This is a genomic window from Bacteroidota bacterium, assembly GCA_016718825.1.
GTDB lineage: Bacteria > Bacteroidota > Bacteroidia > J057 > JADKCL01 > JADKCL01.
Genome location: JADKCL010000002.1, coordinates 295,822 through 311,100, shown reverse-complemented (window position 1 = coordinate 311,100; position 15,279 = coordinate 295,822). Strand labels below are relative to the sequence as shown.

Below are 15,279 nucleotides of genomic sequence, written 5' to 3'. Positions count from 1 at the left end.
TTGGTTCCAAATGGAAATCAAGCTTTTTGCTTTTCCTTTTCTTCGAATCCGCATCACTTTTACATTCAAAGCCTTTTTTTTTGTCGAATTCAATGCAGGATTTGTCGGCAGTTGGCAAAATCCATCAGGCGGAATTCGTACCTTTAACTCGAGAAAATCTGTTTGGTAGTTGAATCAATCTGCAATAGGTATGAGGAAATTGTTAATCTATTCGCTTTTTACAGGGCTTATGACGCTTGCCTTTTGGGGCAATGGCAATGCCCAACAGTTCGGTGGGAACATGAGTGCCGAGGGTCTATGGACCGACCATGGCGCCAAGGGAATGCAAACCACCGGTACCCGGTACATTTTCCCAAACAAGTACCGACCGATGAGTTTGGATTTTGCAGGAATGAAATCCTTTTTGGCGACAGCACCCCATGAAAATGCGGTTGCGATCGGCTCATCGATGCACATTTTGAGTTTGCCAATGCCTGAAGGCGGATTTGAACATTTCCGGATCGTGTATTCGCCGATCATGGAAGCCCCGCTTGCAGCCATGTTTCCTGAAATCAGGACCTACGCTGGTCAAGGAATTGAAGACCCAACGGCCTATATCCGGTTGGATGCTACGCCTCAAGGGTTTCATGCGATGGTTTTGCGCACCGGGAAAAGCGCTGTTTACATTGATCCGTATGCAATGGGAGACACGCAGTTGTACATCTCTTACTTGCGCAAGGATTTTGCAACCTCCAAAGTGATGACTTGTGACTTTGTGGGAAACCCTGCGGAGGAAGTGGAGCCACAAGGAGGAAACAACCTTCGTCTTTTTGGTGACTGCATCAAACGCACCTATCGCTTGGCGCTTTCAGCTACTGGCGAATACACCGCATTCCATGGAGGAACGCTGGCTTTGGCCCAAGCGGCACAGGTGACGACGATGAACCGTGTCAATGGCGTTTACGAACGTGAATTCGCGGTGCGTCTCAATATCATTGCCAACAACAACCTGATCGTTTACACCAATTCAGCCACGGATCCATTTACCAATGGCAATCCAGGCACGATGATTACCCAAAATCAGAACAATACCACGACCGTGATCGGTTCAGCCAATTACGACATTGGTCACGTTTTTGGAACCAACTCCGGTGGATTGGCAGGATTGGGCGTTGTTTGTAGCTCCACCAACAAGGCGCGTGGTGTGACCGGTTCCGGCGCACCGGTCGGCGACCCATTTGACATCGACTACGTCGCCCACGAAATGGGGCATCAATTTGGTGGTAACCACACCTTTAATTCGAATCAGGATGCATGTAACGGCAATCAAAACAATAACACCGCGATGGAAACCGGATCCGGGACCACCATCATGGCTTACGCCGGCATATGCGGAACGCACAACGTCGCCAACAACAGCGACGATTACTTCCATTTTGTGAGTTTGAGAGAAATCTATGCCTTTTTATTGGCGGGTGGAGCGAGCTGCGATGTCAATCCGGGATTGACCAACAACCAACCCGTATTGACCACGCTCAGCAATTTCACGATTCCCCGCAGTACCCCTTTTGTGCTCACTGCATCTGCTACTGATGCCGATAACGATCCGATCACATATTGCTGGGAGCAGTATGACAATGCTACCAACACACAACCTCCGGTGGCGACAAACACGGGAGGTCCACAGTTCAGGTCACGTCCGGCTGTGACAAGTGGCAGTCGTTATTTTCCTCGCTTGAGCGATTTGGCCGCAGGAACGGTTTCCATTTGGGAAGTGTTGCCAAGTGTCACCCGCAACATGCGGTTCGGTTGTTACGTGCGTGACAACCACCCTGGCGGTGGCTGTGGCGACAATGACACCATGACCGTGCGCGTCCTCAGTACAGCGGGACCATTTGTGGTCACTGCTCCGAATACCGCAGTGACCTGGCCTGCAACATCTTCACAGAATGTCACTTGGAACGTGGCCAACACCACCGCTGCTCCCATTTCTTGCGCCAATGTGAACATTTACTTGTCTACCGATGGTGGACTCACTTATCCGATCACGTTGGCTACCAACGTCGCCAACACCGGAACCTTCACGGTGACTGTGCCTAACAACCCAACGACCACTGCAAGGGTCATGGTCAAGGCTGCCAACAATATCTTTTTTGACATCAGCGATGTCAACTTCACAATTACGGCACCAACCCAAGACTATTCATTGCTGGCATTGACGACGACACAATCGATCTGCGCGCCTGCCAATGCAGTCTACAGCATCAGTGTGCAAAGCCTTGGCGGATACACGGGTGCTGTCACCATGTCGGCAACAGGCGTCCCTGTCGGCGGTACAGCAACATTCAGCCCCAATCCGGTCACACCTGGAAACAATACCACGATGACCATTTCGGGAACCGGCGCGATTGCACCCGGCACATATACGATCACCGTTTCAGGAAATGCTACGTCAGGTATCCATTCGACAACAGTAACCCTGACAGTTACAAGTGCAGCACCGACAGCAATCGTGCTGACTTCCCCTGCCAACGGCGCGACCGGTGTGAGTACGGCACCGACGATGACTTGGACCGCACAAACAGGTGCTACCTACAGCATAGATATCGCGACGGATGCGGGTTTTACCAACATCGTGCGGACTGCAACAGGTTTGCTTACAGCGAGCTATGTCCCAGCCCCACCTTTGAACAGCACCACCTTGTATTATTGGAGAGTGAGAGGAAGCAATGGTTGTGGCAACGGTGCCTATTCGACCACCCGAAATTTCACAACCAACAACGTGACATGCTTTTCACCGATCAGCACGACGGTTCCAAGAACGATTTCTTCCACTGGAACGCCAATCATTACCGACAGTATCTATGTGGGTGTCGGTGGCACGGTCACGGACGTCAACGTGACCAACCTCGTTGGAACGCATACTTGGGTCAGTGACCTTCGTATGACCCTGATCGGTCCAACGGTGCCAACATCGTCTTGTTCAATGGCCTGTGTACCGATAATGACAACTTCAACATCAAATTTGACGATGCAGGTCCCGCCTATAATACGATTGCGTGTCCGATCACTGGCGGCTTGACGTATCATCCAAGCGGAAATCTTGCCACGTTTAATGGAACCGTGCCGACAGGCTGGTGGAAACTGCGCATCGAGGATTTGTTTGATCAAGATGGCGGTACATTGACCGCGTGGACGCTCAACATCTGCGCTGACAATGCTTGCACGATGACGGCAAGTGTTCCGAACAATACGCCTGTAAGTTGCCGCAATGGAAACAACGGTACGGCAACCGCAGCTCCGACTGGCGGCGGCGGACCCTACACTTACTTGTGGAGCAATGGCGCTACAACGGCATCCATTACGGGCCTTGTCGCAGGCGCATATACCTGTACGGTGACAGATGCTTGGGGCTGTTTGGCCACCACAACGGTGACCATTACGCAGCCTGCTGCTGTTTTGGCGGCTTCCACAACACCAACTGCGACATCTTGTGGTTTGGCAAATGGTTCCGCGACTGCTAGTGCAACCGGCGGAACTGCAGGCTACACCTATCTTTGGAGCAACGGAGCGACAACCCAGGGAATTTCGAATGTGGCTGCAGGAACCTATACGGTGACCGTGACAGATACACGGAATTGCACCACAACCGCAACTGCAGTGGTGGCCGCATCTACGGGTGTTTCTGCAAATGCTACGAGCAATACGCCTGCATCCTGCGGTCAGAGCAATGGAACCGCCACGGTCGCAGCAACCGGTGGTCCTGGAGGATATACCTATTTGTGGAGCAATGGTGCTACCACGCAAACGATCACAGGGGTAGCCGCCGGATCCTATACCGTTACGGTCACAAGTGGAAGCCCGAACTGTTTTGCAGTCGGAACGGTAACCGTTGCAAGCTTAGGCAACGTCACCGCTTCGGTGACACAGGTGCAGCAATCGAGTTGTGGCCTGTCGAATGGTTCTGGCACGGCCTCGCCAACGGGCGGTACGAGCTACACCTATTTGTGGAGCAATGGCGCTACCACACAATCGGTTTCTGGACTTGCAGCAGGCACATATACGGTGACCGTGACCGACGTCAGTACCTGTACAGCTACGGCTACCTTGGTGATCAATGCCTCAAATGCAGTGTTTGCAAGTGTTCCTACGTTCTCTCCAACCACGTGCGGGCAGAATGACGGTTCTGCGGGTGCCATTGGAGCAGGCGGAAACGGAAACTTCACCTATCTCTGGAGCAATGGTGCCACCACTCAGAACATTTCCGGGTTGGGTGCAGGCAGTTATACGGTCACCGTCACAGACGGTGTGGGATGTACCGGAACAAGTGCAGTTACCATTGGGGCTTCCACAGCCGTGACCGCAAACATCTTCAATTTTACCTCGACTAGTTGCGGATTGTCCAACGGGGTCGCATCTGCCGTTGCGCAAGGTGGCTCGGGTGCCTACACCTACCTCTGGAGCGATGGTCAAACTACGGCGCAGGCAAATGGATTGGCCGCCGGCAATTACACAGTAACAGTGACCGATCAGGCAGGCTGCACGGGAACTGCCGTTGTCACGATCAATGCAAGTTCGGCACCATCGGTGGCGATCGGGAGTCAGGTGAATGTGAATTGCTTTGGCACAAGCACGGGTAGCGCGGTCGCTAATCCAACAGGCGGCACCGCGCCTTATACTTACCTTTGGAGCGATGGTCAGACGACAGCAACCGCATCCAACCTTGCCGCCGGTACCTACACGGTCACGGTAACCGACGCATCGAACTGCACCCAAACGGCGACGATCACGATTACCGAGCCTGCATCTGCACTTTCGGCAACGTCCACCGTCATCGATGAAAGCAATTCGGGTGCCTTGGATGGCAGCGCAACGGCAACGCCAAACGGAGGAACTGCGCCCTATACCTACCTCTGGAGTAACGGTCAGACGGGTCAAACGGCCACTGGACTTGCCGGAGGCACCTATACCTGCACAGTGACGGATGCAAACGGCTGTACGACAGTCGTGACCGCGACGGTCGCAACTTTGGTTGCCGTCGAAGCAGGTTCAGCAATGGGTATGGAAATCTATCCGAATCCAAGTCAGGGAGTCTTCTTCGTCGCTTTCGAATTGGATGCCGCTGAAGACTTGACGGTGACGGTGTACAATAAGCTCGGTCAGAAAATCTGGGAAAAAATGGTCACGCAAGCGACTTCAGGCAGGGTAGAGGTGAACCTCGGCAATGTCGCAAGTGGAGTTTATTCTGTAGAGTTGAAGGCAGGAGCTGAAATCAGCACCAAAAAGATCGTCGTCGGCAAATAAGTTCGGCGATTGAATTCTGAGAACGGGCCAAATCCTTCGGGACTTGGCCCGTTTCTTTTTCCGGAATTTGGATTTCACCGAATTTTACTGCCTGTCACTCCTCAGATTTACATTCTGCTAGGATCGGATTTTGTACCTTTGCCTTGATGCAGATGCGCTGGAGGAAAATTCTGTTAGGACTTTTGGGGTTGTCGGTGGCTGTGACGGTTTTCGGTCAGTCAACGATGCCACCCAAGCGCGAGTTTCGCGGGGCTTGGATCTGCACATTGGCAAACTTGGATTGGCCATCGCGGGCCAATATGCACAGTGATCTCCAGAAAAATGAATTCGTTAAAATCCTGAACAATCTCGAGTCTGCCGGGATGAATGCTGTTTTTGTACAGGTCCGGCCGGCAGGGGATGCATTTTACCCGAGTAAAATCGCTCCTTGGTCGCAGTATATTTCTGGCAGGCAGGGCATGCCACCGTCGCCCTTTTATGACCCGCTCCAATTCATGGTCGAGGAATGCCATGAGCGCAACATGGAATTCCACGCTTGGTTCAATCCATTCCGCGCCCTTTCGCACATCAACCTGAGTTCCGTCGCAAAAGACAATCTGATCAATTCCCGGCCCGATTGGTTTTTCAACTATGGAATCTCCAAGTATTTCGACCCCGGCGTGCCGGAGGCGAGACACTTCCTTGTGCGGGTAATCATGGAGGTTGTGCGGAATTACGACATTGACGGCATCCATCTTGACGATTATTTTTATCCGTATCCCATTGCCGGTCAGCCGATTCCAGACAGCCGTAGTTTCAGGACATTCGGAAATGGATTCAACGACATCAAGGCTTGGAGACGGCACAACGTGGACGCATTCGTAGAGGAATTGGCCGATAGCATCTTTTTGAACAGCCCGACGGTAAAATTCGGGATCAGCCCGTTTGGCGTATGGCGAAACGATGACGAGGACCTGCGTGGAAGTGGAACGATACGTGCCTTGAGCGCTTATGACGAGTTGTATGCCGACACGCGAAAATGGCTGAAATACGGCTGGGTGGACTATATGGTGCCGCAGCTTTATTGGAAAATCGGAAGTGATCGCGCTGCATTTGATGTTTTGCTTGAATGGTGGGACAAGCAAAGTTCCGATCGGCACATTTATATCGGTCACGCCATCTACCTGCTGCAAAGTGAAACCAAACCCAGTTGGGCCAAGGCTTCCGAATTTGTGAACCAAGTCGAGCTGTGCCGGTCCCAAGATCAGGTCTGCGGCAGTGCATGGTTTCGTTGCTCGACGATCATGGACAATGCCGGCGGGATCGGCAACTCCATGCGGTATGAAATGTACAATCACCCTGCGCTTGTCCCTTCGATGCCTTGGATCGACAGCATTCCCCCCAATCGTCCGATCGACTTGAAAGTCTACCCACAAACCGACGGCCTTTATCTCGCTTGGGAGGCTCCCGAACCTGCTCAGGATCTTGATTTGCCTACCTATTATGTCGTTTATCGCTTTGAAGAGGGCCAAGTCAATGACCTGAATGATCCCCGCAACATCCTTTCCTTAAGCAGGGAACGCCATTTTCTCGATCTGACCGCCAAAGCGGGACAAACCTATACCTACGCAGTGACCTCTGTGGACCGCTTGCACAATGAAAGTGAACGGTTTATCTACCGCACCATTGTGTACGAGTAAATCCTTAGGGAATAGTACAGCGACGCTGCCTCCCAAAATGAATGGCTTGGGTCAATGGCTTGTTTTCGGAAAGCGCCCAAATACGTTCCCAGTGTTTTTCAGCCTCCAAAAACACGCGTTTGTCTGCAATTCGAATCCAAATGCTGCTGTTCTGGCGCTGGGAAGTCAAATTAAAATCGTCGCTGAAGAAAAAGGTCAATCTCCTTCGTGTGGATGGCTCGCCTTCATTCAGGGAATAAGGACCGTCGATCAGCAATATGCGCGAAGACAGTTGATGGCGTTGTAGCGAATCCTTTGCAGCCAGAATTCGAAGGTTACCGTCATCCAATGCACTCAAGCTATGCACTGCATCGATTGCCACCGTTTCTGTATCCGCAATCACAATTTTGAGGTCGATTTCTTGCTCCACAGCGAGTTTGGCCAGACTTTCGAAGAACGGGGCATGACAAATATCCGCACCTGAAACGACGAGTCTCACTTTTGCAGGTTGATGCGTTTGTGCAATTCCCGTCTCCAAAGCGGATAATATCCGCATGGAATTTTCGGGAACCGTGGCAAGCTGATCGGGGAAAAACCATGTTTGATGGTCGTGAAGATTGCTGTAGGTATGGCTCGTCACAAACCCGAATTCGGTACGGTTGTCGCGCAAGGCTTCCCAATAGGCCAAGCACCTGCCGTATAAACTGCTGTCACCGTAGATGCGAATGGCCTCTGAGATAGTGGAATTGGTAGGCCTGGCAAGCGATGTAGCGCTGGAATATATCGTAAATCGGCCATCGTCAGCTGCTTGCGGACGTAGATTCGTTGCTAGGATCAAATTCAGGAGCAGCGCAGCGGCTCGGCTTTTGGGGCTGAGAAGGCCTGCATTCGGATTGCTTTTATTTTCCAATTGCACCTGCGGGTGGTTTTGGAAGGGGAATTCTTTGGAGTGCAGATCATCTGCGATCGCATAGGCTTCGGGATCCAACAATACAAAAAGTTGCGCTGTCGGTGTGGCGGAAAGTTGATCGCATATTTTTGACTGAATGGATATCTCAGGCCATTCCTCCCAAGCTGCAAAAACCTGGCTTTCTCCAGATAACCTGCTGAATAAATCCAATCCACTTGCTGCAACAGCATCTATCGAATCGGATTCTGTGGAATCCAGACTGGAATAGAATTCATAACCAATGACGGAAGCATTGCGTTTTTCATCTGGCTTGGATTCCTCACATCCCCCCAACAACAGGGGTGCAAAGGCCAATGAAACCAATTGCAAGATCCCGAAGCCAAACTTGTGGCTGGGAGGCAGGAGAAACGAATGAAGCAAATGTCGCCACTAGCGCATGCCTTCAGGCATGACATCGGTTTCCGGTGTAATCGGCAACTTTGCAACCTTATGACCGCTTAGCATCAGGGCAAGTCCGTTGTCGTTGGACTTCATCGTCAGCGAATCATTGCCCATCTTATATGTGTACAATAGGCTGGAGGTATCTTGCTTCATCACGATTTGCGACTTGGTTGGATCGATTTCGTATTTCCCGTCGTCGTAAATCCCGGGACCTGTGCGGTTGAAAACTGTACCATCGGTCTTGAATTCGAGGTAGCCCTTGCCATCGCCGATTTCTTGTCCGTTGACATTAATGGAATGCAATTGCCAGATTCCGATCAACTCGGTCTTTTCATCAACCTTGCCTTTACAGGCTCCCAAGGCCATGACCAATGCCAGAGCGACCAGCCAATTCGAGTTGAAACTTGTTTTAAAATGCATCCTATTGATTGATTTTCTACTGCCACCAAGATAGTTGAATATCGTCGATTCCGCAAAAACCGGAATTCAAAAAAGCCCAATTTTAGCAGGCTTCCACACTTACATTACTTCTGAATGGAGAATTTCTTCGTGCTCACCAATTCTCCGATCCGTAAACGCAGGAAATAAGGGCCGGATGCCAATTCCTGAAGGTCCAATACCTTGACAACACGGCCTGAATTGGCAGAGAATTGCATCTTTTGAAGTTGGCGGCCTTGAAGATCCAATATCTCCAGACTGTATTCCGCGCTCATTGGCATTTCAAATTCCAGCTGAAAAAGTCCGTTTCCAGGATTGGGGCTGAGGCTCATGTCCGGCGAATTGGGACTGCCAACACCAACGCAAACGGTAACGGCAACATCAAATGTGTCTGAGGCGGAACAGCCGGAACCGTTGTCGGAATAGGTATAAATCAACTGATAGTTTCCGGCACCTGCCACCGATGGATCAAATGAGCCACCCGAAACACCTGGGCCAGAGAGACTTCCGCCAAGTGGGCTCAGGGTTGCTGCAACGGGCGCATCAAAATCGCAATAGCTTGCCGATGGAAGGCTCATAGAAACAATTGGGGCTGGCACAAGCTGCACGTAAACCGTATTCGAAGTGTCTGCACAACTGCCATTGCTGACGATTACCCGGTAGTCGCCCGCAACGCTGACTCCCAATGAAGCAGCATTGCCACCGACAACATTGGTGCCGCCGAGTTGCCATTGATAATCAAGGGTCGGCCCTCCAAAGCAGGTCAGTTGGCCAGAAGACTGACAAACGCCAACCGTATCTCCGCCGGGGATATAAGCCATAGGTGTGCAAGTGGTGTCCCGCAAGTGATAGATGATCCCGGTGGATGTCCCGGCTAGGTAAAGTTCGCCGTAAACATCCTCGCCAAAAGATACCAGGTTGTTGGAAGACAAGGTGGTCGCGCTGCGGGTGGTGGTCCATCCGCCCATGCCATTGTCATGTGTTTGCCAGAGGTAGCCGCCGCAATAGTCGGTATGGAAATAATAGCCCCACATCGATTGGTACCGTGCGCCGCGGTACACGAAGCCTCCCGTCACAGAGCAGTTGCCTTGGCTATGTGGAAATTCGTAGATCGGAAAGTCATAGTTGGATTGACTTTGGCACCCGCTCGTATTGTACGCGGCCGAACCCTCATAACACCTCCATCCGAAGTTTGGGAAGGTGGTGTCCGTTGCAGCCCAGAAGTCGATTTCTTCCACGGCATTTTGGCCGACATCACCGATCCACATGTCCCCGGTGACCTTGTCCATGCTGAATCTCCAAGGATTTCTCACCCCGAATGCCCAGATTTCTTCTTGAACTGACGTGCTGCCAAAGTAGGGGTTGGATGGAGGAATCGCATAAGGCGTGCCATTGTCGACGTCAATGCGCAGCATTTTTCCGAGCAATTCTTGGCCGTTTTGTGAACGGTTACCAGGGTCTCCGCCACTGCCGCCGTCACCCATACCTATATAAAGGTAGCCGTCATGCCCAAACTTGATGCATCCGCCGTTATGGTTGGAATAGGGCTGTGTTATCGTCAACAAGATCTGTTCGCTGTTTGGATCCGCGACATTTGGGTCAGCGGTGACACTGAACCGCGAAATGACTGTACTTCCTGCCGAATTGGTATAGTTGACGTAGAAAAAGCCGTTTTCATCGTATTTGGGATGGAAGGCAAGCCCCAGCAATCCACGTTCACTTGCTCCCGAATTGACTCGCGGATCAATGTTGAGAAACGGCGTGGTGATCCGTTGCCCTTGCTGATTGACGATGAAGATCTTACCGTCCTGCTCCACCACAAAAATCCGCTCATCACCCGCATGCGTAATGTCAACGGGAGAGTTGAATCCCGTTGAAAAGTTGACCATGCTCATTTGTCCCGGCTGAGAAAAACCGGCAAGGTGCAAGCAATAGCTGATAAATAGGAACGAAAATATCTTTTTCATACAGAAACGCTGAGGTAACCAAGCCTAAAAGTAAGAATTCCCACCTCACCGACCAACAACCTTCCTCGAAATCGTCGTGTGGGTTGCATTCCTTACCATCGCGTGCCTGGTCATGGATTGTAGGATTGTGGGGATTTTGGTAGTTTTGAATCAATGAATCCAAGAGTTTCCTTTTTGGCCCTGATGGTATTGCTGTTTGCAGCGAATGCAGTTGTTGCGCAAAAAAACAAAATCAAGAAGGAGCCAACGCAAATGAACGCCGACACGAATTTGGTGAATGGCAAAGCTGCGATGCGCGGTAGCGCCTCCATGAAGGCCTTTCGGGATTCATTGCAGGCATTTCCTGTCGTGGCGCCACCAAGCGTGGTAGATACGTTCGAGGCAGGTCCTCGACCGACGAAGTCATTCAGCCTTGTGAAGGCATCCGATTTCCAAGCAGCGCATCTCCGAATCGATGAAGCAAGGGCAGAATTGGCAAAGACTGCCGAGGCACTGAGCCTTGCGAGCAAGTCTGGAAAGTATGAAAATGCAACTTTAGAGGCCAAAGCAGCAAGTATTGCAGCTCAAACCGCACATTTGGATGCCATTTCTAAACGATTGGCAGAAATTGAAAAAAAATGGACGGTGGGCCGTGCGCCAGTTCCGCCCGTCAAGGCTGCTGAGCCTGTAAAGCCAGCCGTGGTTGCCAAACCTGCAGTCGTTCCCGGAGTACCCTCTGCAAAGGGACAGATCAAGGGCCAACCCGCAAGCAGCTCGCCTGCGAAGTAAAAAAAAGGAGCCTCCATCGGAGGCCCCACACAAACATTCAAAATCAACTAGGCCCGATCAGAGGCCGGATTTTTCAATATTCTTTTTATGATCGGCGAGGAATTTAGCCAGACCGATATCCGTCAACGGATGTTTGATCAATTGATCGATGACAGAAAGCGGCATCGTCGCCACGTCTGCGCCGGCTTGCGCGCATTGCACCACATGCAAAGTGTGGCGAATACTTGCAGCAAGGATTTGCGTAGGATAACCGTAGTTGTCAAAAATCTCCCGGATGGTGTGGATCAAATCCATGCCGTCGTGGCCGACATCGTCGAGACGACCGAGGAAAGGGGAGACGTAGGTGGCGCCTGCTTTGGCAGCCACAAGTGCCTGCACCGGAGAAAACACCAACGTACAATTGGTTTTGATCCCGCGTTGGGTCAGTTCCTTGATGGCCTTGACGCCATCGCGGATCATCGGCACCTTCACCGTGATATTGGGGTGAATCGCGGCAAGCTCGAGCCCTTCCTTCATCATTCCAGCAAAATCAGTGCTCAAAACTTCTGCACTAACGTCCCCATCCACCAATTCGCAGATCGCTGCATAATGGGCGCGAAAGTCTGTCACACCGATTTTTGCCATCAACGATGGGTTGGTCGTGACACCATCCAAAACACCAAGGTCGTTGGCATCTTGAATTTCTTTGAGATCGGCTGTATCGATGAAAAACTTCATGCTATCCCTACTGAAAATGAGGGTGCAAAGGTAAGTGGCTCGCTCGTCAAAACAAAACGGGAATCAGGCAAAAAACCTAAAGATTTGAGATTTCTTCGTCTGACAAGCCGGTAGCCTTGGAAATTGTATCGGCATCCATTCCCATTGACTTCAAGTTTCTTCCTACCTCCCTTGCCTTTCGAGCTTCGCCTTCCTCGATGCCTTCTTCCCACTTGATTTCCAGGACCACCTTCTTGCCATATTCAATCTTGGACAGTTCCCATTCCTGCGGACTGATGTTGTTGTGATCCAGCAGGCTGGCAACACGTTGTACACCTGCATTGAGGAAATTGATCTTTGGATTTTCGGGGTGGGAGATGCTTTCAGAAATCAATTGGAGCCAGTCCAAATAGTTGGGTGGCGTATCGCTACCACGGTAATTCGGGTTCAGGAAAATCAATTCGTGGTTGAAAATCCTCCGTTCCATCCCCTTGAGATTCTTGGGATTGATAGACGATATCAACACGTCATCTTGATAGACTTCACCGGTTCTTGGATCGGCTTTGTACGGGGCCGTGATCACGACAATGGTATATACGGTTTTGCCCACGGCGTACCCCTTGCCCGAGCCCGTTTGTTGTTCCGTAATTGCCTGCAGGTGATAATGAAGGAAACTGTCGAAGTTGTGATCGTACTCAACCTTCTGAATTTCAACGATTACGCGCTTTGCTACGTCTTCAGCAAAGATGTCATACCGAAAGTCCACATTGCCAACACTTGGCTCAAATCCTTTTTCAGTTTCAATTTTTTCAGGATTGACTTCGATGCCGATGATGTCTTTGACAAACGCACGGAAAACAAAGGGGTCCGTGAACGCCTTTTTGAAGAATATTTCGTTGTCGAGTCGCGCAAGTGACATGGGAAGCCTCGTTAATACTTACTCAAAGTTAACGATTTTCGAACAAACCATTCATTCGCCTAGAATCACATTCGCTTTGATCACATTTGGAATTTATTACCTTTGCTTTATTAACCCTCATTTGAAAAGCACATGGTAACACTCGCTCAGGATATTCCGATAATGCCCATTGCGATCATTGTCGGATCCATTTTCTTCATTTTCCTCTTCCTGTTTTTTGTACCGGTCGGTCTTTGGATCACGGCACTTTTTTCAGGAGTGAAGGTTGGCATCGGTCAATTGATCGGGATGCGTCTCCGGAAAATCCCTCCGTCGCTAGTGGTCAATAATTTGATCAAAGCGACCAAGGCAGGAATCACGATTACCATCTCGGAAATCGAAACCCACTACCTTGCCAAAGGCAACATCAATGCTGTGATCGACGCATTGATTTCAGCAGACAAGGCCAACATCGATTTGGACTTCAAATTGGCAGCAGCAATCGACCTTGCTGGACGTGATGTCTATCGCGCTGTGCATGATTCAGTTACTCCGCGCGTGATCAACAGTCCGCCCGTAGCCGCTGTTGCCAAGGATGGCATTCAGTTGATTGCCAAAAGCCGCATTACCTTGCGTGCAGACATTCACCGCCTTGTCGGTGGAGCAGGGGAGGAAACCATCCTTGCAAGGGTCGGCGAGGGAATCGTCACCACCATTGGTTCTGCGGAAAACCATAAAATGGTGCTCGAAAATCCGGATATGATCTCCAAAAAGGTGCTCGAAAAAGGATTGGATTCGGGAACTGCCTACGCCATCCTTTCGATTGACATCGCTGACATCGACATCGGCGAAAACATCGGCGCGAAATTGCAGACCGATCAGGCAGAGGCGGATTTGAAGGTCGCAAATGCCAAAGCCGAAGAACGTCGCGCACTCGCAGTTGCGCAGGAGCAGGAGTTTATCGCGCTTGCGCAGGAGATGCGGGCCAAGGTCATCGCAGCCGAGGCAGAAATTCCTTTGGCCATCGCCGAAGCCTTGCGCAACGGTAACATGGGCGTGATGGATTATTACAAGCTCAAAAATTTGCAGTCTGATACGGATATGCGCAAAGCCATTTCCGGCGAAAAGCAAGAATAAAGACGCGAAAGGCGCATCATTCGGCCTGAATATGTACCGATTCAACATCCACGGATGTGAAACGGGACAAGTTCAGGCCGATTTTGTTGATAGAGAATTCGGCAAATGGTCACAAAGGCAAGTTCACACGCGAATGCAGCACGCGCGTGATGTACGCCAGCCCCTCCACGATGCGCGGGCCGGGCCTGACAATCGCCTCCGGCTCCATTTGAAAGACATGGTTCAATTCCGTCGCTGGGATTCTGGTGTGAATCTCGGGGTGCAAGGCAATCAAATCATTCCAGGCACGGTCGTTATGGGTGGGGATCAAGACGTATTCGGGCGCAGCAAGAATGAATTGCTCGGCAGATACCGTAGGATACTTCCCGGGAAGGATACCGAAGGGATTGCTTCCACCAGCTTTTTGAATCATGTCGTTCATGAAGCTTTTGGAGCCTACAACGGTAATCGGATCGATCCCCAAAACGATGGCAGTCTTGTATTTAATTTGCCCCGCCGTGCTATCTGCAATCATTTGCGTCAGCATTGCAAGGGAATCGGCGAGTTTGTTTGCGTTTTCTTCGGCGCCCAACATTTGGCCGATTTCACGAATGCTTTCAAATACCGCCGCGAGATCAGGGTAGTCCTGGAAATGAAGGTTGATTTTGTAGCGATCAAAAAAGTCAGTGATGCGCGAATCGTGAATTTCAGTCGAGGCCAAAACAAGATCGGGATTGAGGGCCACCACGCCCGGGAGATCAAAATCGGGATAGGTCATCACAAAGGGGAGGCTTGCGGCCGCATTAGGGAAATCGCTGTCATGGCTGATTCCGGCAAGCCGCTTCTCGGCGCCAATCGCAAAGATTGTCTCTGTGATGTTGGAGGCCAGTGAGACAACCCTTGTCGGAACGCGAGACAAAACGATGTTTCTGCCGTAGTCGTCCTTGAAATTCTGCGAAATCAACGGAGCATTGGTTACCAATTCCTTTTTTGGATTGCTGCAGGAGGACAAAAAAAGGCCCACCAAACAGGCTAGAACCATACTCCTGCCCACGAGAAACCGAATATTGGCCATTTTTCTAGAATGCTTCATGTTCTATTAAC

Annotated in this window: 11 protein-coding genes; 5 read left to right on the top strand and 6 right to left on the bottom strand. The window is 50.9% G+C overall.

All coding sequences use genetic code 11. The features are described 5' to 3' along the window. Positions 1-190: 190 nt before the first annotated feature. From IPN95_03400 to IPN95_03390, 3 genes are all read left to right on the top strand, one after another. On the top strand, positions 191-3,061 hold the full coding sequence (locus tag IPN95_03400; protein ID MBK9448461.1) for a hypothetical protein: 2,871 nt from the start codon (positions 191-193) through the stop codon (positions 3,059-3,061). Next, complete coding sequence (locus IPN95_03395) at positions 2,959-5,283, top strand: T9SS type A sorting domain-containing protein (protein MBK9448460.1); 2,325 nt, start codon at positions 2,959-2,961, stop codon at positions 5,281-5,283. Before IPN95_03400 ends, IPN95_03395 begins: the two co-directional genes overlap by 103 nt. 152 nt (positions 5,284-5,435) lie before the next feature. Beyond that, positions 5,436-6,962, top strand: coding sequence for a family 10 glycosylhydrolase (locus tag IPN95_03390; protein MBK9448459.1), 1,527 nt, complete (start codon positions 5,436-5,438; stop codon positions 6,960-6,962). Between the two features lie 4 nt (positions 6,963-6,966). Here IPN95_03390 and IPN95_03385 read toward each other — a convergent pair whose 3' ends face one another. From IPN95_03385 to IPN95_03375, 3 genes are all read right to left on the bottom strand, one after another. Next, positions 6,967-8,205: a hypothetical protein gene (locus IPN95_03385; GenBank protein MBK9448458.1), complete on the bottom strand. Its 1,239-nt coding sequence runs from the start codon at positions 8,203-8,205 to the stop codon at positions 6,967-6,969. A gap of 75 nt (positions 8,206-8,280) precedes the next feature. Next, positions 8,281-8,712, bottom strand: coding sequence for a lipocalin family protein (locus IPN95_03380; protein ID MBK9448457.1), 432 nt, complete (start codon positions 8,710-8,712; stop codon positions 8,281-8,283). A gap of 104 nt (positions 8,713-8,816) precedes the next feature. Beyond that, a complete protein-coding gene (locus tag IPN95_03375; protein ID MBK9448456.1) occupies positions 8,817-10,697 on the bottom strand; it encodes a PQQ-dependent sugar dehydrogenase in 1,881 nt (626 codons plus the stop codon). 153 nt (positions 10,698-10,850) lie between these two features. Here IPN95_03375 and IPN95_03370 point away from each other — a divergent pair, with 153 nt between their 5' ends. After that, entirely contained in the window at positions 10,851-11,465 is a 615-nt protein-coding gene (locus IPN95_03370; protein MBK9448455.1) for a hypothetical protein, read from the top strand. Between the two features lie 57 nt (positions 11,466-11,522). Here the strand turns inward: IPN95_03370 and fsa are convergent, their stop codons facing one another. Both fsa and IPN95_03360 read right to left on the bottom strand, forming a co-directional pair. Then, positions 11,523-12,182: a fructose-6-phosphate aldolase gene (gene fsa / locus IPN95_03365; GenBank protein ID MBK9448454.1), complete on the bottom strand. Its 660-nt coding sequence runs from the start codon at positions 12,180-12,182 to the stop codon at positions 11,523-11,525. Between the two features lie 76 nt (positions 12,183-12,258). Next, entirely contained in the window at positions 12,259-13,080 is an 822-nt protein-coding gene (locus tag IPN95_03360) for a hypothetical protein (protein MBK9448453.1), read from the bottom strand. Positions 13,081-13,212: 132 nt separating this feature from the next. Here IPN95_03360 and floA point away from each other — a divergent pair, with 132 nt between their 5' ends. Beyond that, positions 13,213-14,196 carry a flotillin-like protein FloA gene (gene floA / locus IPN95_03355; GenBank protein ID MBK9448452.1) on the top strand — a complete coding sequence of 328 codons (984 nt, stop codon included), beginning with the start codon at positions 13,213-13,215 and terminating at the stop codon, positions 14,194-14,196. 109 nt (positions 14,197-14,305) lie between these two features. Here the strand turns inward: floA and IPN95_03350 are convergent, their stop codons facing one another. Next, positions 14,306-15,268 (bottom strand): ABC transporter substrate-binding protein, encoded by a 963-nt coding sequence (locus IPN95_03350; GenBank protein ID MBK9448451.1) that lies wholly within the window; start codon positions 15,266-15,268, stop codon positions 14,306-14,308. Between the last annotated feature and the right edge of the window lie 11 nt (positions 15,269-15,279).

Coding starts and splice junctions, on each gene's coding strand:
- IPN95_03390 (MBK9448459.1), top strand. CDS start 5,436: ATGCGCTGGAGGAAAATTCTGTTAGGACTTTTGGGGTTGTCGGTGGCT.
- IPN95_03360 (MBK9448453.1), bottom strand. CDS start 13,080: ATGTCACTTGCGCGACTCGACAACGAAATATTCTTCAAAAAGGCGTTC.
- IPN95_03350 (MBK9448451.1), bottom strand. CDS start 15,268: ATGAAGCATTCTAGAAAAATGGCCAATATTCGGTTTCTCGTGGGCAGG.
- fsa (MBK9448454.1), bottom strand. CDS start 12,182: ATGAAGTTTTTCATCGATACAGCCGATCTCAAAGAAATTCAAGATGCC.
- IPN95_03400 (MBK9448461.1), top strand. CDS start 191: ATGAGGAAATTGTTAATCTATTCGCTTTTTACAGGGCTTATGACGCTT.
- floA (MBK9448452.1), top strand. CDS start 13,213: ATGGTAACACTCGCTCAGGATATTCCGATAATGCCCATTGCGATCATT.
- IPN95_03370 (MBK9448455.1), top strand. CDS start 10,851: ATGAATCCAAGAGTTTCCTTTTTGGCCCTGATGGTATTGCTGTTTGCA.
- IPN95_03375 (MBK9448456.1), bottom strand. CDS start 10,697: ATGAAAAAGATATTTTCGTTCCTATTTATCAGCTATTGCTTGCACCTT.
- IPN95_03380 (MBK9448457.1), bottom strand. CDS start 8,712: ATGCATTTTAAAACAAGTTTCAACTCGAATTGGCTGGTCGCTCTGGCA.